Raw genomic sequence first — 19,442 nt, 5'->3', positions numbered from 1 at the left:
TATGGCTGCAGCACTGTGCCCCGGCTCCTTCGACCCGGTCACCAACGGTCACCTCGACGTGTTCGTCCGCGCCGCCGCGCAGTTCGACGAGGTGATCATCACGGTGAACGTGAACCCCAAGAAGCAGGGCATGTTCACCGTCGAAGAGCGCATGGAACTCCTGCGCGAAGCGGTCTCACACCTACCGAACGTGCGCGTCGCCTCTTGGCAGGGCCTCACGGTCGACTTCGCCAAGCAGGAAGGCGTGAGTGCGATCGTGAAGGGTCTGCGCGACGCGGGCGACTTCGGCTACGAACTGCAGATGGCCCAGATGAACCACAAACTGGCCGGCGTCGACACCTTCTTCATCGCTACCAACCCGTCCCTGAGCTTCCTGTCCAGTTCATTGGTCAAGGAAGTAGCGGCCCTCGGTGGCGACGTGAGCGACATGCTCCCGCCCGCCGTCCACAAGCGCCTCCTCGACCGACTGGCCGAACGCAAGGCTTAGGAAGTCGCGGGCAGGCGGAACAAGCCGCGCAGAGCCAGGAAGCGCATGCCGCCGACTGCCGCTGTGATCGCGAGGACGGTCAGCGCCTGCGTGATGTCACCCAAGCCGGGCGCCCAGAAATCCAGCCCGGCCAGGCACGCGGTCGTGATCGCGAGCCCGATCAGCGCGATCCCGCCGCCCTCCCACTGCGCGGTGAACCAGGTGACCCGGTCGGTGGCGTGGAAGGTGAGCTGGCGGTGGAATTCGTTGGCGATGACCGTGCTGACCACCGACCCGGCCACATTGGCGATCAGCGGGCCGACGCTGTGTACCGCGAAGAACAGCAGCACATAGGCGATATTGCTCGACCCGCCGACGAGGGCGAAGCGGAAGAGCTGGGGAAGGGCGCGGTCGCCGCGCAGGTAGGTGAGCGCGCCCTCGAACTGCGGGCGCAGCGCGGGTGCGACTTCACTCGGCGTCACCACGGGGAACGGACCGGTCCAGGGAGTGAACATGCCCGCGACGTGCGACACCGGACTCCTAGGGGTTTCCAGGAGGGTCATGTTCGACTCCGATCCCAAATGAACAGACGTCGAGAGGTGCAACAGCAAAAGCGGTGCGGTGCTTCCCGGCGGACGGCGTTGTCGTGCTTACCGATGGTAGCCGAAGTGGAGGGCCGCACTCCACTTGATATCTGTGCGATCTTGGACACTGTCGCGACACACCGCGACGACATTCGGCACACGCGCCCCAGAAGGGCACACTGGGCGTCGGCGGTAGTGGTTTCGCCGGGATCGAAGCAGGAGGGTAGTGAGCATGTATCGCGTATTCGAAGCACTCGACGAACTGGTCGCCATCGTCGAAGAGGCGCGCGGCATTCCGCCGACCCGCAGCTGCATAGTGCCGCGCGGCGATGTCCTCGAGCTCCTCGACGACGTCCGCGACGCACTACCCGGTGAACTCGACGACGCCCAGGACGTCCTCGATCACCGCGACAAGATCGTCGGTGACGCCCGCACCGGCGCCGAGACCACGGTCACCGCCGCCAACGAGCAGGCGCGCACCACCATCGACTCCGCGCGCGCCGAGGCCGATCGCATCCTCGCCGACGCCAAGGACCACGCCGACCGGATGGTCGCCGAGGCCACCGCGCACGCCGACCGCCTCGTCACCGCCGCCCAGGCCGAGGCCGACCAGGTGATCGCCGACGGCAACGCCGAATACGACGAGCTCACCGCTCGTGCCCAGATCGACGCCGACCGGGCCATCGAGTCGGGCAAGGCCTCCTACGAGCGCTCGGTCGCCGACGGCAAGGCCGAACAGGCCCGCCTGGTCGCCCAGACCGAGGTGGTGCGGGTGGCGCACGCCGAATCCGCCCGCCTGATCGACGAAGCCCAGGCCGAGTCCGACCGGGTACGCACCGAATGCGACGACTACGTCGACGAGCAGATGGCCGATTTCGGCAACCGGCTCGCCGCGATGGAGGAGACGCTCAACACCACCCGGCGCTCGATCACCCGCGGCCGCCAGCAGATGCGCGGCGCGCCGGGCGCCGAATACCCCGAATACGCCGCCGACCACCGCCGCTGACCGATCCGGGCGTTTTGAATTCCGGCGGGGTCCTGCCGTACTGTGGAGTGGTTGCCCATTGTCCCCTCAACGGTAAGTGAGATCAGTGATGTCCGCCGGTTCCGGTTCGCCCGCGCGTCCACGCAAGACCAATGGTCCTGTGTCGGAGGCCGGTTTTGTGCTGGACGTCCGCAATCTCGGCCGTCGGCCGGGGACCATGCGGGAGTTGCGTCGCACTGTCACCGACCACGAGCGGCTGGGTCTCGACCTGATCGCCATCCCGGCCGACGCCGAGGTGGAACTCGACCTGCAACTGCAGGCCGTCTCGGAGGGTGTGCTGATCACCGGCACGGCGTCCGGGCCGACGGTCGGGGAGTGCTCGCGCTGCCTCGAACCGTTCGACGATCAGGTGGAGATTCGTCTGACGGAGCTGTTCGCCTACCCGGACAGCAACACCGAAAAGACGACCGAGGACGCCGAGGTCTACCGCATGGAAGACGACCTCGTCGATCTCGAACCGGTGATCCTCGACGCCATCGGGCTGGAGCTTCCGCTGCAGCCGCTGTGCTCCCCGGACTGCGCGGGCCTGTGCCCCGAGTGCGGTGTGCGGATGGCGATTGCGGGTCCTGATCATGGGCATGAGATACTGGACCCTCGCTGGGCGAAGTTGGCGAATTTCGCGACTGAAGAGCCCGGTACCGGCGACCCCGCCTGAGGGTTCCACCACCAAGACCAAACCGCTGCCGCGGCATCTGATGCCGGTTGTAGTCAGCGAAAACCAAGAGGAGAAGTAGCCGTGGCTGTTCCCAAGCGTCGGATGTCGCGTTCCAACACCCGGTCGCGGCGCAGCCAGTGGAAGGCCACCGCGCCGACCCTGGTCACCTGCCCGAACCGCGCGTGTGGTGAGAAGACCCTCCCGCACATCGCGTGCCCGTCCTGCGGTACCTACAAGGGCCGCCAGGTCACCTCTGCAGTCTGATCGTTGTAGATCATTCCTAGCAACGTGACAGCCAGTAAAGACAATGTGGGCGCGGCCGATGAAGCCAGCCTGCTCACCGCCCTCGGTGTCGACGTACGACCGGAGCTTCTGCGCCTCGCGCTGACGCACCGGTCGTACGCGTACGAGAACGGCGGTCTGCCGACCAACGAGCGCCTCGAGTTCCTCGGCGACTCGGTACTCGGCCTCAGCATCACCGAGCGCCTGTATACCGAGCACCCGGAGAAGTCCGAGGGTGAGCTCGCGAAACTGCGCGCCAGCGTGGTGAACATGCACGCGCTCGCCGAGGTGGCGCGTGGTCTCGGCGACGGCGGACTCGGCCAGTACCTGCTGCTCGGTAAGGGCGAAGAGCTCACCGGCGGCCGTGACAAGCCGAGCATCCTCGCCGACGGCATGGAGTCGCTACTCGGTGCGGTGCACCTCGAGCACGGCATCGAAACCGCGCGCGAGGTGGTGCTTCGCCTGTTCGCCGACCTTCTCGAGCGTGGTCCCCGCATGGGCGCGGGCCTCGACTGGAAGACCAGCCTGCAGGAGCTCACCGCCGAGCGCGGTCTCGGCGTGCCCGCCTACGAGATCACCTCCACCGGGCCCGACCACAACAAGGAGTTCACCGCCACCACGGTGATCGCCGGTCATCCCTACGGCTCGGGTGTCGGGCGCTCCAAGAAGGAAGCCGAGCAGAAGGCAGCCGGTACGGCCTACAAGGCTCTTACCGACGAATCTTCTTCTGACAAAGCCTGATCCGTGCCCGAACTGCCCGAGGTAGAGGTTGTTCGGCGCGGTCTCGCCGATCATGCGGTCGGCCGGGCCATCGATGCTGTCACCGTCACCCACCCGCGAGCTGTGCGCAGGCACGTCGCGGGTGGTGCTGATCTGGCGGCACGGCTCACCGGTCTGCGGATCGATTCGGCGCAGCGGCGCGGGAAATATCTCTGGCTCACCTTCGACGAGCCCGACACCGCGCTGGTCGTGCATCTGGGCATGAGCGGTCAGATGCTCGTACAACCCGCCGACGCGCCCGTCGAGAAACACGCGCACATCCGGGCGGTTCTCGGTGACGGTGCCGAACTGCGCTTCGTCGACCAGCGCACCTTCGGCGGCTGGGCACTGGCGGACCTCGTCGAGGTGAACGGCACCGTGGTGCCCGACTCCGTGGCCCACATCGCGCGCGACCCGCTCGACCCACTCTTCGACCGCGAAGCCGTGGTCGCGGCCATCCGCGCCAAGAACACCGAGATCAAACGCGTACTCCTGGACCAGACGGTGATCTCGGGCATCGGCAACATCTACGCCGACGAAGCACTGTGGCGGGCCGGCCTGCACGGCACCCGCATCGCCGCCGAACTCACCCGCCCGGTCCTGCGCACCCTGCTCGACGGAGTCACCGCAGTCATGACCGAGGCGCTGGCAGTCGGCGGTACGTCCTTCGACGCCCTGTACGTGAATGTGAACGGCGAATCCGGCTATTTCTCCCGGTCACTGGCCGCCTACGGGCGTGAAGACGAGCCCTGCGATCGGTGCGCGACGCTGCTGGTTCGAGAGCAATTCATGAACAGATCGTCGTTTTCCTGTCCGAAGTGTCAACGGAAGCCGCGCCGCCGCTGAACCGGGCACGATAACGTTTCCCCTGACAGGTCGTGACAGACCGGGTCCGTGCAGGGAGGACGCTATGCGCAAGCTGACCTATTTCGTGGCATCGACGATCGACGGCTTCATCGCCGCCGAGGACGGGACACTGGACTTCTTCCCGGTAGGCGGGGATCACGGGCCCGCGATCATTTCGCAGTACCCGGAAACCCTGCCCACCAAGGTGCGCGAGGCGCGCGGGATCGCGGCGGGCAACATCTACTTCGACACCGTGATCATGGGCCGCAAGACTCACGACTTCGGCGTTCGCACCGGCACCGCCAGCCCGTACGAGCACCTGCGTCAGTACGTGGTGTCCACGACGCTGCCCGAGTCGCCCGCACCGGGGGTGGAACTGATCACCGAGGACCCGACCGCCGCGGTGCAGAAGCTCAAACGCGAAGACGGACTGGGGATCTGGCTGTGCGGTGGTGGTGAACTGGCGCAGGCACTGCTGCCCGAGATCGACCAGGTCTTCCTGAAACTGCACCCGGTGGTGCTCGGCACCGGTCGGCCACTGTTCGGTGGCGGGGCGAAACTCCCTGCGCCCGAACGGTTCCGGGTGATCACCAGCCGGGTCTACGCCGACGGCGTCGCGTTCATCAAATACGGCCGGATCAAGTAGCCGCGATGGCATCGGCGGCGAGTCCGGGTCCGGTGGCGGCGCTTCGCGAGGTCGGGTTCTGGCTCGAACGCAGCCGCGCGGAAACGCACCGGGTGAAGGCCTACCGCCGCGCCGCCGATGTCGTAGCAGGTCTCTCCTCGGACGAATTCGCCACTCGCGCAAGCGAACACAGTTGGCGTGAGCTTGCAGGGATCGGGCCCAAGACGGCAGCCATCATCGAACAGGCCTCTGCCGGTGAGGTTCCCGACTATCTGGCAGAGCTCCGCAAGGAGGCGAAACCGATCGCGCCCGCCGGTGACGAGTTGCGCGGCCTGCTGCGTGGCGATCTACACACCCACTCGGACTGGTCCGACGGTGGAAGTCCGATCGCCGAGATGATGGGCGTGGCGGCGGCACTGGGGCACGAATACTGCGCTCTGACAGACCATTCCCCGCGCCTGAAAGTCGCCAACGGACTGTCCGCTGATCGGCTGCTGCGCCAACTCGACGTGATCGCCGAACTCAACGAGCAGATGGCGCCGTTCCGCATCCTCACCGGCATCGAGGTCGACATCCTCGACGACGGCACCCTCGACCAGCAGGCCGAGCTCCTCGAACGCCTGGATGTCGTTGTCGCCAGCGTGCATTGGCACCTGCGCGACGACAGCGAAACCATGACCAAACGCATGGTCTACGCCGTCGCCAACCCCCACGTCGACATCCTCGGCCACTGCACCGGGCGCCTCGTCGAAGGGTCTCGCGGCACCCGCCCCGAATCCTCCTTCGACGCCGAACTCGTCTTCGAGGCCTGCCGCCGCTACGGCACCGCCGTCGAGATCAACAGCCGCCCCGAACGCCGCGACCCACCCGGACGGTTGATCGAACTCGCCGTCGAGATGGACTGCTTCTTCTCGATCGACACCGACGCGCACGCCCCGGGCCAGTTGGCCTGGCAGGGTTACGGATGCGAGCGGGCACTGGCGCACGGCGTCACCGCTGAAAAGGTGATCGACACGTGGCCGGTCGACGAGCTTTTGGCATGGTGTCAGGAATCCGCAGGGTGAAGTCTTGCCCAACAATTGATTTCGGTCTCCGGTAGGCCGAATTCCGCCTGGTACATATCAACTCGCTGGTCAAATGATCATGCGGTTTGAGTGGGGGACCGATGGATATTCCTTTGGAGCTGATTCTGTCGGCGATCGGCCTCGTGGTCGCCTCGGCGGCGTTCGTGCGTGAGTTCGTCCTGGTCGGGCGGCGGCGGCTGGGGTACCGCTTCCAGATGGACACGCCGGTGACCGGCGAGACCGAAACCACTTCGCTTGTCGGCGCTTTGAACAATCTGAGCACCCCGGAAGTCGGCGGGGAAACTTTGGACCTGTCGAAGCTGTCGGTGGTGCTGATCCGCATCGAGAACAGCGGCACGCTCGCCGTCGACACCGACGACTACACCATGCGCGGCGCCGATCCCCTCGTCGGATTGCACGTCGAGTTTCCCGGCCGTGAGGTCATCGGCCTGGCGGTGACCGAGCTGGACGGACCACCCGCCGACAACCTCGGCCCCGGATCGGGCATCGGTAAACGGACCAAGGGCGAGGGTGAGCGCTTCGCGGGCGTGATCGACCTACCGAAGGTGCAACTCGAGCGGCGCCAGCATTACAAGATTCTCGCGGTGCTGAAGCGCGTGCACGGCGACGGAGAGCCCAAGGAACCGATTCTGGTCGGAGGCGTCAAGCGGGGCAAAGTCGTTCCGACCACCAGCCATGGCGGCCCGTCGAAGAAGCTGATGGCGCTGTCGGGATTCCTCGTGGCGCTGATCGCGGTGCAGGGTGTTATCGCCCTGCAGCCGGACCCGCCGCCGAGCGACTGTGCCGGCGGCGAACTCACGCTGGTCGGTTCCACCGCCATGGCGCCGATGATCAAGCGCGCCGCGGAAACCTACGGGGCGCGGTGTACCGATGCGAAGTTCTCCTTCGACTTCCACGGAACCACCCAGGGCCACGACAAGATGGTCGAGTCCGCGCCCGCCCGGAACATGGTCTCGATCGGTGAAGGTCCCAAGCTCGACAGCTATCGAACGCTGTCCGAACGTGCGATCGCAGCAGCCGTCTATTCGGTCATCCTGCATCGTGACCTGAACCTGGAAAACCTGACAGTGCAACAGGTTCAGGACTTGTACGCGGGGCGGGTGAAGAACTGGCAGCAGGTCGGCGGTCCCGACCTTCCGGTGACGCTGGTCGACCGCCAACCCGGGTCGGGAACTATGAACGCGATCAACTGGCGGCTCGGCATCACGACCCGCGAGTCGGACGCCACCACCTCGTGCCTCGGCAGGCCGCCCGAGCGCAGGCATTGCCGCGCCGACACGACCACCGCCATGCTCGACGCCGTCGCCGAGATCCCAGGTGCCATCGGTTATGTGGAGACCGCGGCGGTGACCGATGGTGTCAAGGCGATCATGTTGGGTGGCGTCGCCGCCACCAAGGAGAACATGCTCGCGCACACCTATCCGTTCTGGTCGGTCGAATACGCACTCACCGACTACCCCGATGGCAGGATTCCGGCGGAGTCGCTGGCCGGGAACTTCATCGAGTACCTCATCCACGGGCGCGGCAAACTGGTCGTCGAGGAGTTCGGCGCCGCCGCGTGTGTAGAACTGGCGACGCCGAGGGAGTGCATCCCGTAGCAGATCGCGGGCGATTCGCTGGATTCCCCGTTTCGCGCACGGCAAACGTGCGGTAAGGCCAGGCTGGCCATCGTCGGTCTTCGCAATATTCACCGCCATGACCCGGTGATCTTGAAATCTATACGGTGTAGAGCGCCGCTGACGGCGTAATCTCCTGCCCCGGTAGGGAATCGATACCGAACATTTCCAGCAACACGCTGGTTTACTCTGCGGTAGCGGGGTACGTTCCTTGACGGCCCCTCTGATCAGACGGGCACCCGAGACGGGTGCGCATCGTGTCTGGCCAGGCCAACCATGCCCCATGGACGGCGGTGAAGCTCTCGTCTCCACCTCCGCCGAGGCGGCCACCTCTTGTTCGCGCAAGTGTTGCGAGGTTGCGTCCCTGGAAGGAAGGTCATGAGTACAGACACGTCGGCAATGTCGCCGACCGGTTTGTCCGCGTCCGATCTCTATTCGATCGACCCCCACGGTGGTCCGCTGCGGATCGCCATGGTCGTTCCACCGTATTTCGATGTTCCACCCAAGGCCTACGGCGGCGTCGAGGCCGTAGTCGCCGATCTGGTCGACTCACTGTGTGAGCGTGGCCATCACGTCACCCTGTTCGGTGCCGGTATCGACGGCACCGCGGCGAATTTCGTCCCACTCTGGGACCGGATCCAGCCCGAACGGCTGGGCGACCCGTTCCCCGAAGTCGTGCACGCGCTGCGGGTGCGCCGCGCCATCGAGCGGCTGGCCGATACCGAAGGCATCGACCTGGTCCACGACCACACGTTCGCGGGTCCGCTGAACGCGCCCGCCTACGCCAATCTCGGGTTGCCGACGGTGGTCACCGTGCACGGTCCGGTGCAGGACGACTGCTACCGCTACTACAAGGAACTGGGCGAGGAATGCTCGCTCGTCGCGATCAGCGACCGGCAGCGCGCGCTCGCGCCCGACCTGCAGTGGGCGGGCCGGGTCCACAACGCCCTGCGTCCCGAGCAGTGGCCGTTCCAGACCGAGAAGCAGGACTACGCACTGTTCCTCGGCCGTTTCAGCGACGACAAGGGTCCGCACCTGGCGCTCGACGCCGCCCATGCCGCGGGCATGCCGCTGATCCTGGCGGGCAAGTGCAGTGAGCCGCCGGAGAAGGCCTATTTCGAGGAGTTCGTGCGGCCACGGATGACCGACCAGGATCAGATGTTCGGTCTCGCCGACGCGGCCGCCAAGCGTAAACTGCTCTCCGGAGCTAAGTGTCTGCTGTTCCCCATTCGATGGGAGGAGCCGTTCGGCATGGTGATGATCGAGGCGATGATCTGCGGAACGCCGGTGGTCGCGTTGCGTGGCGGTGCGGTGAGCGAAGTGGTGGTCGACGGTGTCACGGGGCGGATCTGCGACGATCCGGCCGAACTGCCCGCCGCCATCGCCGAAGTGCAGACCTACGATCCGGCGGCCTGCCGGAAACACGTGGTCGACAACTTCGGCGCCGACACCCTCGGCCGCGGCTACGAACAGGTGTACCGGGAACTGCTCGCGCGCACCACGATCGGGTACGACGCCGCCTACGCGATGTCGATGCCCATCGGGGCGGCAGCCAACGGGCGCGCATGAGCACCGACAGCGCCTCGGCGCCGAGCCCTCTCAACGCGGGGGAACCCGCGGGGCTCGGTGGCGGTGGCGGCAACATCACCCTTGTCGAAGGCGGCACGTTCTGCCTGTCCGACCGGCTCGGCGATATCGAGCCGGGCAAGCCGCAGGGCCTGTTCTTCCGTGACGCCAGGGTGATTTCGCGCTGGGAGCTGATGATCGACGGCAAACGGCCCGAGGCGCTGTCGGTGCTGAGCCCGGAGGCCTTCGCGGCACGGTTCGTGCTGCGCAGGCCCCCGCAGCAGGGTCGGGCCGACAGCACCCTGCTTGTGGTGCGGGATCGGCTCGTCGCCGAGGGGATGCACGAGGTGATCACCCTCGAGAACATGAGCCGCGAGGCGACGGCGGTGGTCCTGGAACTGCACGTCGACGCCGATTTCGTCGATCTGTTCGCGGTGAAGGAAGGCCGCACGCACGGGCGCAGGGCGGAGATGACGACCGCCGACGGTGAGCTGCTGCTGCACGACCGCGCCGATCTGTCCCGTGGGCTCGCGCTCACCTCGACTGTCGAGCCGATGGTGTTGCCCGGCACCATGATCTGGCGGGCGATCGTCCCCGCGGGCGGGCGCTGGCAGACCGAGATCACCGCCCAACCGGCGGGTGCCGCGCAACGCCCGCAAACCTCCGGTTCGGTGGGCGAGCGTTACCGGGCCAGCGAGCCGGTGCGCAAGATCCAGGCCTGGCGGGCGACCGCCACCGATATCTCGGCCGATTCGGGGCTGCTCAACCAGATCCTGCGCCGCAGCGAAAGCGATCTGGGCGCGTTGCAGATCCACACCGATTCGGGCACCAACCGGCCGTTCGTCGCGGCCGGTGCGCCGTGGTTCATGACGCTGTTCGGTCGCGACTCGCTGCTCACGGCATGGATGTCGCTGCCGCTGGAAACCGATCTGGCGCTGGGCACTTTGCAGCAGCTGGCCGAATTGCAGGGCCAGACGATCGACCCGCTCGTCGAAGAAGAGCCGGGCCGGATCATGCACGAGATGCGGCGCGGGCCCTCGGTGGGGCAGGTGCTCGGTGGACAGATCTACTACGGAACCGTCGACGCCACACCGCTTTTCGTGATGCTGCTCGCGGAATGTCTACGGTGGGGCGCCGATCCGGCCTCGATCGCCACTCTGCTGCCCGCGGCCGATGCCGCGATCAGCTGGATCACCGACTTCGGTGACCGCGACGACGACGGTTTCGTCGAGTACGTGCGCGCCACCGATCGCGGACTGATCAACCAGGGCTGGAAGGACAGCTTCGACGGGATCAACGATGCCGCAGGGCATATCGCCGAAGCGCCGATCGCGCTGGCCGAGGTGCAGGGGTATGTGTACGCGGCGTTCCTGGCCCGCGCGGAACTGGCCGATCAGTTCGACGACCCCGAGCTGGCGGTGCGGATGCGGGAGCGGGCCGACGAGCTGCGCACCAAGTTCGCCGAGCAGTTCTGGCTACCCCATTACGGGTGGTACGCGGTGGCCCTCGACGGCCGCAAGCGGCAGGTCGACGCGCTCACCAGCAACGCGGCACACTGCCTGTGGTCGGGCATCGCGACCGACGAGCACGCCGAGATCCTGATCCGGAATCTGTCTCGGGCAGAGATGGATTCGGGCTTCGGGCTGCGGACACTCGCTTCGGACATGGGTGCCTACAACCCGATGAGTTATCACAGCGGGTCGATCTGGCCGCACGACACGGCGATCGCGGTCGCCGGGCTGATGCGGTATCAGCACGTGCCGGGTGCGGTGGAGTTGGCGACCAAGCTGTCGGGTGGATTGCTCGATGCGGCGGCGGCTTTCGACGGCCGGTTGCCCGAGTTGTTCTGCGGTTTCCCGCGGTCGAGATTCGCTGCGCCCGTGCCTTATCCGACGTCGTGTTCGCCGCAGGCGTGGGCGAGTGCGGCGCCGTTGTTGCTGGTTCGGTCGTTCCTGGGGCTCGATCCCGATGTGCCTGCCAAGACGTTGACGTTGCGGCCGCAGGTGCCGCCGGCGTGGGGGTGCGTGCGGATGTCGGAGTTCCGGTTGGGTGAAGGGGTGACGGTGGACCTCGAAGTGTGCGGGTCGGCGGTCACGGTGACCGGCCTGCCCGAAGGCTGGGCTCTGGTCACAGACGAGGAATAGTGCACCAGCCCGGGGGCTGACTCGTTTCTTGTACTGGTCACTCGCGAGGAACACGCGATCGGGGCCGGAACCATGGTGGTTCCGGCCCCGATTGCTGTCTCAGCTCCTGAGCGGGTAGCGGGCGTCCAAGTCGAGGTTGAGTTCGACGACGTTCACCCGTGGCTCACCGAGGAATCCGAGGGTGCGTCCGTCGGTGTGCGCGGCGACCAGTTCGCGCACCTCGGCGGCGGTGATGCCGCGCGCCTTCGCCACCCGTTCGATCTGGATGGTCGCGTACTCGGGGGAGATGTGCGGGTCGAGGCCGCTGCCGCTCGCGGTGACCGCATCGGTGGGAACGGCGGCCTCGGCCGGTGCGTCACCGAGGAGCGGGATGAACCGGCCGACGGAGTAGTCCTCGCCCGCCTTCGCGCACTCCACCGCGACACCGCGGAACGTGGTCACAAAAGGTTGCGTGGGGCAGAGTTCGTTGACGCTGACCACCCGCACCGGCCGCGACACATCACCATTGGCATCGCGCGGACCGATGACCGAGAGCACCGCGCCCACACCGTCTTTCGTGCAGAACTGTCGAGAACCGTCGACCCCCTCACGGTCGCCGACCTCCTTCGAGCGGGTGCACACGGTGGTGAGCAGGCTGGTGCGGGCGGCGGTGTCGATGATGTCTTCCGGTCCGAGATTGCTCGCGCCCGTGGACAGCGGGTCGTACCCGGCGACCGACGGGCGGCTCTGGAAGTACCGTGCCATTGCACGGCCGTCGGCAGAGGTGAACGATTGCCCGATCAAGCTGGAGCCCAACAGCTTTCCGTCCCGCTCTATGAGCGAGCCGTTCGCGTTCTCCCGGAGGCCGGGGAGTTGGGCGACCGCGAAAACGGCGACGGGGTAGACGATTCCGGTGATCACGGTCAGCACGAGCAGGGCGCGCAAGGCGGCCAGGTGCTGGCGGATCCAGGTGGACGTGCGCATATCAGGCCATCCCGGGGAGCAGTTGGACGAGCAGGTCGATGAGTTTGATGCCGACGAACGGTGCGATGATGCCGCCGAGGCCGTAGACGGTCAGGTTGCGGCTCAACAGTTTCGAGGCATTGCTCGCCCGATACTTCACGCCGCGCAGGGCGAGCGGGATGAGCGCCACGATGATGATCGCGTTGAAGATGACCGCCGACAGGATCGCCGACTGCGGGCTGGCAAGGCGCATGATGTTCAGTGCGTCCAGGCCGGGGAACAGGGCCACGAACAGCGCGGGAATGATCGCGAAGTACTTGGCGATGTCGTTGGCGATGGAGAACGTGGTGAGCGCGCCACGGGTGATCAGCAACTGCTTGCCGATCTCCACGATCTCGATCAGCTTGGTCGGATCCGAATCCAGATCGACCATATTGCCCGCCTCCTTGGCGGCTGAGGTGCCGGTGTTCATCGCGACGCCGACGTCGGCCTGGGCCAGCGCGGGGGCGTCGTTGGTGCCGTCGCCGGTCATCGCGACCAGGCGCCCGCCGTCCTGTTCGGACTTGATCAGGGCGAGTTTGTCCTCTGGGGTGGCTTCGGCGAGGAAGTCGTCCACGCCGGCTTCCTCGGCGATGGCCTTGGCGGTCAGCGGATTGTCGCCGGTGATCATCACGGTGCGGATGCCCATGCGTCGCATTTCGTCGAAGCGTTCCCGCATGCCTTGCTTCACAACATCTTTGAGATGGATGACGCCGAGCAGGCGCGGTGTTCCGTCGCGGACCTCACCGACCATGAGCGGGGTGCCTCCGGATGCGGAGATGCCGTCGACGATTGCCGCGGCTTCTGCTGGCACCGAACCACCTTGGGCGCGAACCCATTCGGTGACAGCACCGGCCGCACCCTTGCGCAATTGGTGGCCGTCCGCGAGGTCGACACCCGACATGCGGGTCTGCGCGGTGAACTCCACCCAGGTGGCGCCGGGTAGTTCGCCCGCACTGCGTTCGCGCTTGTTGAACACTTCCTTGGCGAACACGACGATCGAGCGACCCTCCGGTGTCTCGTCGGCGAGACTCGACAGTTGCGCGGCGTCGGCCAGCTCGTCGTCGAGAACCCCTGGCACGGGGAAGAATTCGGCGGCTTGGCGGTTGCCGAGGGTGATGGTTCCGGTCTTGTCGAGCAGCAGCGTGTTCACATCGCCCGCGGCCTCCACCGCACGACCGGACATCGCCAGCACATTGCGTTGCACGAGGCGGTCCATGCCCGCGATGCCGATGGCCGAGAGCAGCGCGCCGATGGTCGTCGGGATGAGGCAGACCAGCAGCGACACCATCACGATCCCGGTGATGCCGTGCACATCCAGTGCCGAAGTGTCCGGCACGCCAGGGTTGTTCGACTTGGCGAAGATCGCCAGTGGTTGCAGGGTCGCCACGGCGAACACGAAGATGATCGTGAGGGCCGCCAGCAGGATGTTGAGGGCGATCTCGTTGGGTGTCTTCTGCCTGCTCGCGCCCTCGACCAGCGCGATCATCTTGTCGATGAAGCTGGCGCCGGGTTCCTGGGTGATCTTCACGACGATCCGGTCCGAGAGCACGGTGGTGCCGCCGGTGACCGCCGAACGGTCGCCACCGGATTCGCGGATCACCGGTGCCGATTCGCCGGTGATGGCCGATTCGTCCACCGACGCGATACCTTCGACGACGTCGCCGTCACCGGGGATGACCTGTCCGGCCGCCACGATCACGAAGTCACCTCGACGCAGTTCCGGCGCGGCGACCCGTTCTTCGACGATGCGGCCGCCTGCGGTCCAGTCGATCAGACGACGAGCGACGGTGTCGGTCTTGGCTTTTCGCAAGGTGTCTGCCTGGGCTTTGCCGCGCCCTTCGGCGACGGCTTCGGCCAGGTTGGCGAAGACGACAGTGAGCCACAGCCAGACGACGATCGACCACGCGAAGAAACTCGGGTCGACGATCGCCAGCACGGTGGCCCACACCGCGCCGATCTCGACGATCAGCATGACGGGGTTCTTCCACAGCGTGCGTGGGTCGAGCTTGCGTACCGCGTCGGGAAGCGAGGTGAGCAGCAGCTTCGGGTCGAGGACGCCCTTGTGGACGCCTTTGGTCCGCAGTGTCGGCGTGGAATCGAGTGTGGAACTGGTCATGTCAGTGGATTCCTTCGGCGAGCGGCCCGAGCGCGAGAGCGGGCAGGAAGGTGAGCGCGACCAGGATCACCGTCACCCCGACGACCATGCCGACGAACTGCGGCCGGTGCGTGGGCAAGGTGCCGATCGACGCGGGAGTGGTGCCCTGCTGGGCCAGTGATCCGGCCAGGGCCAGCACGAAGATGATCGGCAGGAACCGCCCGAACACCATCGCCAGGCCGAGGGCGGTGTTGAACCACTCGGTGTTGCCGGTGAGACCGGCGAAGGCCGAACCGTTGTTGTTGGCCGCGGAAGTGAAGGCGTACAACACTTCCGAGAGACCGTGCGGGCCGGAATTGAGCATGCTCGCCCGTGCACCGGGCAGTGCCATCGCGACCGAGGTGCCGATCAGCACGATCAGCGGGCTCACCAGGAAATAGGCGGCGGCCAGCTTGATTTCGCGCGGGGTGATCTTCTTGCCGAGGTACTCGGGCGTGCGACCCACCATCAGCCCGGCCACGAACACCGTGATCACCGCTAGGATCAGCATGCCGTACAGACCGGAGCCCACACCGCCCGGAGCCACCTCGCCCAGCTGCATGTTGAACATCGTCATCATGCCGCCGAGGCTGGTGTAGGAATCGTGGAACGAGTTCACCGCACCGGTCGAGGTGAGGGTGGTCGCGCCCGCGAAGGTGGCCGAATTCGCCACGCCGAAGCGGGTTTCCACGCCTTCCATCGACGCGCCGATCGCGGTCGGCACTGTGCCGTGGTGCTGGAGCTGGAACAGATTGATGAGCGCGATGCTGGTGAGGGCGATCGTGCCCATCACCGCGACGATCGCGTAACCCTGCTTCACCGAGCCGACCATCCGGCCGAACGTGCGCGGCAGCGAGAACGAGATCACCAGCAGCAGGAAGATCTCCAGGAAGTTCGTCCAGGTCGTGGGATTCTCGAACGGGTGCGCGGAGTTGGCGTTGTAGAAGCCGCCGCCGTTGGTGCCGAGTTCCTTGATGACCTCCTGGCTCGCCACCGGGCCGCCGGTGATCGTCTGCTGGGCGCCGCCGATCGTCTGGGCGACCTGATCGTGCAGGTGGAAGTTCTGGATGACGCCGCCGGCGATCAACACGATCGCGAACACGAACGCCATCGGCAGCAGAATGCGCACTGTGCCGCGCACCAGGTCGACCCAGAAGTTGCCCAGCTCGCCGGTGTGGCGGCGGGCGAAACCGCGCACCAGCGCCACTGCCACCGCCATGCCGACGGCCGCGGAGACGAAGTTCTGCACCGCCAGCCCGGCCATCTGTACCAGGTGACCCTGGGTGGACTCGCCGGAGTAGTTCTGCCAGTTGGTGTTGGTGACGAAGCTGACCGCGGTGTTCCATGCCAGCGCCGGAGTCATCTCGGTACCCGGATTGTCGAGATGCAACGGCAACGCGCTTTGCAGCAACTGGAAGAAGAACAGGAACAACACGCTGACCGCCGCGAACGCCAGCACACTGCGGGCATAGATCGGCCAGGTCTGCTCGACCCCGGGCTTCGCGCCGATCGCTCGGTAGATCAGCCGTTCGACCCGAGAGTGCTTGTCGCCGTTGTACACCCGGAACATGTAGTCACCGAGCGGCACGTGGACAAGGGCGAGCGCGAGAACCAGGGCCGCCACGAAGACGATCCCCGCCGTAGTCGTAGTCACCTAGAACCTCTCCGGAAAGAGCAGCGCCGCGACCATGAAGATCGCGACGGCAACGGCCAGCACCAGCCCGACCAGATTCGCGATCACAGCTTCTCCACCCCGCGCTGGATCAGACCCAACGCCGCGAAGGTTGCCACGGTCAGCACCGTGAACACCACGACAGACATTTCCGACCTCCTCGCACCCCGAGGTGAGGTGCTGAGCCAGTCAAAGCCCCCGGATGGGCGCGGCAAGGCTTCCTTACGAATCCTTGACGGCCCCCCGCCCCGCCTTTGCGGATTGTTGACGGGTCGACCAGCGATGATGGGCTGGTGAAACGCGGGCGACTACGCATCTACCTCGGCGCGGCGCCCGGGGTCGGCAAGACCTACGCCATGCTCGGCGAGGCTCATCGACGGCTCGAACGTGGGCGCGATGTGGTCGCCGCCGTCGTGGAAACGCACGGGCGGGCCAAGACCGCGCAGCTGCTGGACGGGATCGAGCAGATACCGACGAAGCTGGTCGGCTACCGGGGCACGGAACTGCCCGAACTCGATGTCGACGCGGTGCTCGCGCGCAAGCCCGCGGTGGTGTTGGTGGACGAGCTCGCGCACACCAACGCACCGGGCAGCGTGCACGAAAAGCGTTGGCAGGACGTGGAACAGCTCCTGGCTGCGGGCATCGACGTGATCTCGACAGTGAATGTGCAGCACCTCGAGAGCCTCAACGATGTGGTCGCGCAGATCACCGGGATCGAGCAGCGCGAGACGGTCCCCGACGCGGTGGTGCGTGGGGCCGATCAGGTGGAACTGGTCGATCTCACACCGGAGGCGTTGCGGCGCAGGCTTTCCCACGGGAACGTGTACGCGGCGGACAAGGTCGACGCGGCGCTGCGCAACTACTTCCGTCCCGGAAACCTCACTGCGCTTAGGGAACTCGCGCTGCTGTGGTTGGCGGATCAGGTCGATGCGGCGCTCGCGAAGTATCGGGCCGACCACAAGATCACCGAGCTGTGGGAGGCGCGCGAACGGGTGGTCGTCGCGGTGACCGGCGGGGCGGAATCAGAGACGGTCGTGCGCAGGGCGGGGCGGATCGCGTCCAAGTCCAGTGCCGATCTGGTGGTGGTGCACGTGGTGCGCGGTGACGGTCTGGCCGGAGTGTCGACGCAGCGGTTGGCCCGGCTGCGGACACTCGCGGGCGGGCTCGGCGCCTCGCTGCACACGGTGACCGGCGAGGACGTGCCGCGCGCACTCCTGGAATTCGCGCGCGAGGTCAACGCGACACAGTTGGTGCTGGGGACGTCGCGGCGCTCACGCTGGGCGCGGATGATCGACGAGGGCATCGGCGCCACCGTGGTGCAGCGTTCGGGCAAGATCGACGTCCACATGGTGACCCACGAGCAAGCCAACCAGGGGGTGCGCCGCAATCCGCTGCGCGCACGTCAGCCGGTGTTCGCCTGGATCGCGGCGTTGCTGGTGCCCGCGCTGGTGAGCGTGATCTGCTGGGCCACCCTAGACGGGTTCCTCGAACTCGGCGGGCTCAGCGCGATGTTCTTCGTCGGTGTCGTCGCGGTCGCGCTGCTGGGCGGCATCGTGCCCGCTGTGGTGTCGGCGCTGCTGTCGGGGCTACTGCTGAACTGGTTCTTCACCTCACCGCGCTACAGCCTCACCATCGCCGAACCGGACAACTTCGTGACGGTGGTGGTGCTGTTGATCGTCGCGGTGGCGGTCGCCGCGCTGGTCGATGTGGCGGCCAAGCGAACCAGGCAGGCGCGCAAGGCATCTCGCGAGGCCGAACTGCTCACCCTGTTCGCGGGCGCGGTGCTGCACGGCGCGAATCTGCCGAATCTGCTCGAACAGGTGCGGGAAGTCTATGGTCAGCGGGCGGTGAGCATGGTGTGCGGTGAGGTGGTGGTCGCCGAGGTCGGCATGGATCCGCCGCAGCGCTCCGACGATGCTGACACCGTCATCGAGGCCGGTGACACGACGAGTCTGCTCTTGCTCGCCGGACATCCACTCGACCCGGGGGAGCGGCCGGTGCTCAGCGCCGTCGCCAATCAGGCGGCGGGGCTGGTTCGCCAGGAACGGCTCGCCGAAGAAGCCAGTGCCGCAGCGGCGCTGCTCGAAGCCGATCGGTTGCGTCGCGCGCTGCTCTCGGCCGTCAGCCACGACCTGCGCACGCCGCTGGCCGGTGCCAAGGCGGCGGTGTCGAGTCTGCGCAGCGACGATATCGAGTTCTCCGCCGAGGACACCGGTGAACTCCTGGCAGCGATCGAGGAATCCGTCGACCAACTGACCGCGCTGGTGGGCAACCTGCTGGATTCCTCGCGCCTCGCTGTCGGGGTGGTGAGCCCGCAGCTGCGGCAGGTCTACCTGGACGAAGCGGTGCACCGGGCGCTGGTCAGCGTCGGCATGGGCACGCGGGGGCTGCGGCGCGCGGCGATGGACCGGGTGAAAGTGGAGGTGGGCGAGGTTTCCGTGCTCGCCGACAGCGGCCTGCTCGAACGCGTACTGGCGAACCTCCTGGACAACGCCCTGCACCACTCCGGCCGCGAGACGCCCGTGCGCGTCACCGCCGAACAAGACGGCGACCGCGTGTCGATCGCGGTGATCGACACCGGTCGAGGCGTACCCGCAGGCGCCGAGGAGGATCTCTTCGAGCCGTTCCAGCGCCTCGGCGACCGAGACAACACCACCGGCGTCGGCCTCGGCCTCTCGGTCGTGCGCGGTTTCGTCGAGGCGATGGGCGGTACCGTCCACGCCGAACCGACCCCCGGCGGCGGCCTCACCATGTTGGTCGACATCAGCCATTAAATGGCAGGTTTGATGGCAATCTACGACGATTGGGGCAGCTGGAAGTGGTTGCCGTGTGCCCGATTCAACACCACGCATCGGGCTGGTTGCGCTCGTGTGCAGCCGTCGCTATCGATTGGAGGTCGGCAGTCCACGTCGAGATCTCTGTTCACGGCCGCTTCTGCTCAACTCGACGGACTGGGGTTGCGATCGGGTGTCAGCCCTC

At 66.6% G+C, this 19,442-nt stretch carries 17 protein-coding genes; 12 read left to right on the top strand and 5 right to left on the bottom strand.

Going from position 1 to position 19,442, the window contains the following annotated elements:
- The first annotated feature begins 1 nt into the window (after position 1).
- Positions 2–487, top strand: a complete 486-nt coding sequence (gene coaD, locus ACFW6D_RS03695) for a pantetheine-phosphate adenylyltransferase (protein WP_379324414.1) — start codon at positions 2–4, stop codon at positions 485–487.
- Here coaD and ACFW6D_RS03690 read toward each other — a convergent pair.
- Positions 484–1,029 carry a GtrA family protein gene (locus ACFW6D_RS03690; RefSeq protein WP_379324412.1) on the bottom strand — a complete coding sequence of 182 codons (546 nt, stop codon included), beginning with the start codon at positions 1,027–1,029 and terminating at the stop codon, positions 484–486. The genes coaD and ACFW6D_RS03690 overlap by 4 nt on opposite strands.
- A gap of 253 nt (positions 1,030–1,282) precedes the next feature.
- Between ACFW6D_RS03690 and ACFW6D_RS03685 the strand changes: the two genes are divergently transcribed.
- The 10 genes from ACFW6D_RS03685 to ACFW6D_RS03640 all read left to right on the top strand — a co-directional run bounded on the left by ACFW6D_RS03685 (position 1,283) and on the right by ACFW6D_RS03640 (position 11,673).
- Positions 1,283–2,056: a DivIVA domain-containing protein gene (locus tag ACFW6D_RS03685; RefSeq protein ID WP_379324410.1), complete on the top strand. Its 774-nt coding sequence runs from the start codon at positions 1,283–1,285 to the stop codon at positions 2,054–2,056.
- 88 nt (positions 2,057–2,144) lie between these two features.
- On the top strand, positions 2,145–2,750 hold the full coding sequence (locus ACFW6D_RS03680; RefSeq protein WP_379234696.1) for a YceD family protein: 606 nt from the start codon (positions 2,145–2,147) through the stop codon (positions 2,748–2,750).
- 81 nt (positions 2,751–2,831) lie between these two features.
- Positions 2,832–3,014 (top strand): 50S ribosomal protein L32, encoded by a 183-nt coding sequence (rpmF, locus tag ACFW6D_RS03675; RefSeq protein ID WP_040708879.1) that lies wholly within the window; start codon positions 2,832–2,834, stop codon positions 3,012–3,014.
- 24 nt (positions 3,015–3,038) lie between these two features.
- On the top strand, positions 3,039–3,773 hold the full coding sequence (gene rnc, locus ACFW6D_RS03670) for a ribonuclease III (RefSeq protein ID WP_379234694.1): 735 nt from the start codon (positions 3,039–3,041) through the stop codon (positions 3,771–3,773).
- A 3-nt stretch (positions 3,774–3,776) separates the two neighbouring features.
- Complete coding sequence (gene mutM / locus ACFW6D_RS03665; RefSeq protein WP_379324408.1) at positions 3,777–4,637, top strand: bifunctional DNA-formamidopyrimidine glycosylase/DNA-(apurinic or apyrimidinic site) lyase; 861 nt, start codon at positions 3,777–3,779, stop codon at positions 4,635–4,637.
- Between the two features lie 64 nt (positions 4,638–4,701).
- Positions 4,702–5,283 carry a dihydrofolate reductase family protein gene (locus ACFW6D_RS03660; RefSeq protein ID WP_379324406.1) on the top strand — a complete coding sequence of 194 codons (582 nt, stop codon included), beginning with the start codon at positions 4,702–4,704 and terminating at the stop codon, positions 5,281–5,283.
- A 5-nt stretch (positions 5,284–5,288) separates the two neighbouring features.
- Entirely contained in the window at positions 5,289–6,326 is a 1,038-nt protein-coding gene (locus ACFW6D_RS03655) for a PHP domain-containing protein (RefSeq protein WP_379324404.1), read from the top strand.
- A 101-nt stretch (positions 6,327–6,427) separates the two neighbouring features.
- A complete protein-coding gene (locus ACFW6D_RS03650) occupies positions 6,428–7,945 on the top strand; it encodes a substrate-binding domain-containing protein (RefSeq protein ID WP_379324402.1) in 1,518 nt (505 codons plus the stop codon).
- A gap of 417 nt (positions 7,946–8,362) precedes the next feature.
- On the top strand, positions 8,363–9,532 hold the full coding sequence (locus ACFW6D_RS03645; protein ID WP_379325025.1) for a glycosyltransferase family 4 protein: 1,170 nt from the start codon (positions 8,363–8,365) through the stop codon (positions 9,530–9,532).
- Positions 9,529–11,673 carry a glycogen debranching N-terminal domain-containing protein gene (locus ACFW6D_RS03640; protein WP_379324400.1) on the top strand — a complete coding sequence of 715 codons (2,145 nt, stop codon included), beginning with the start codon at positions 9,529–9,531 and terminating at the stop codon, positions 11,671–11,673. Before ACFW6D_RS03645 ends, ACFW6D_RS03640 begins: the two co-directional genes overlap by 4 nt.
- 99 nt (positions 11,674–11,772) lie before the next feature.
- Here the strand turns inward: ACFW6D_RS03640 and ACFW6D_RS03635 are convergent, their stop codons facing one another.
- The 4 genes from ACFW6D_RS03635 to ACFW6D_RS03620 are packed head-to-tail and all read right to left on the bottom strand — an operon-like array spanning position 11,773 to position 16,532.
- The gene (locus ACFW6D_RS03635) at positions 11,773–12,636 is read right to left on the bottom strand and encodes a potassium-transporting ATPase subunit C (RefSeq protein WP_379324398.1); all 864 of its coding nucleotides are present in this window, start codon (positions 12,634–12,636) and stop codon (positions 11,773–11,775) included.
- A 1-nt stretch (position 12,637) separates the two neighbouring features.
- Positions 12,638–14,773, bottom strand: a complete 2,136-nt coding sequence (gene kdpB, locus ACFW6D_RS03630) for a potassium-transporting ATPase subunit KdpB (protein ID WP_379324396.1) — start codon at positions 14,771–14,773, stop codon at positions 12,638–12,640.
- Position 14,774: 1 nt separating this feature from the next.
- Positions 14,775–16,445, bottom strand: coding sequence for a potassium-transporting ATPase subunit KdpA (gene kdpA, locus ACFW6D_RS03625; RefSeq protein WP_379324394.1), 1,671 nt, complete (start codon positions 16,443–16,445; stop codon positions 14,775–14,777).
- Entirely contained in the window at positions 16,446–16,532 is an 87-nt protein-coding gene (locus ACFW6D_RS03620) for a potassium-transporting ATPase subunit F (RefSeq protein ID WP_379325023.1), read from the bottom strand.
- Positions 16,533–16,756: 224 nt separating this feature from the next.
- Here ACFW6D_RS03620 and ACFW6D_RS03615 point away from each other — a divergent pair, with 224 nt between their 5' ends.
- Positions 16,757–19,237 carry a DUF4118 domain-containing protein gene (locus tag ACFW6D_RS03615; protein ID WP_379324392.1) on the top strand — a complete coding sequence of 827 codons (2,481 nt, stop codon included), beginning with the start codon at positions 16,757–16,759 and terminating at the stop codon, positions 19,235–19,237.
- Positions 19,238–19,442 lie beyond the last annotated feature (205 nt).

The organism is Nocardia sp. NPDC058705 (assembly GCF_042749305.1).
GTDB lineage: Bacteria > Actinomycetota > Actinomycetes > Mycobacteriales > Mycobacteriaceae > Nocardia.
Note: the sequence above shows the minus strand (reverse complement) of the source record. Positions and strands in the feature narration are given on the sequence as shown.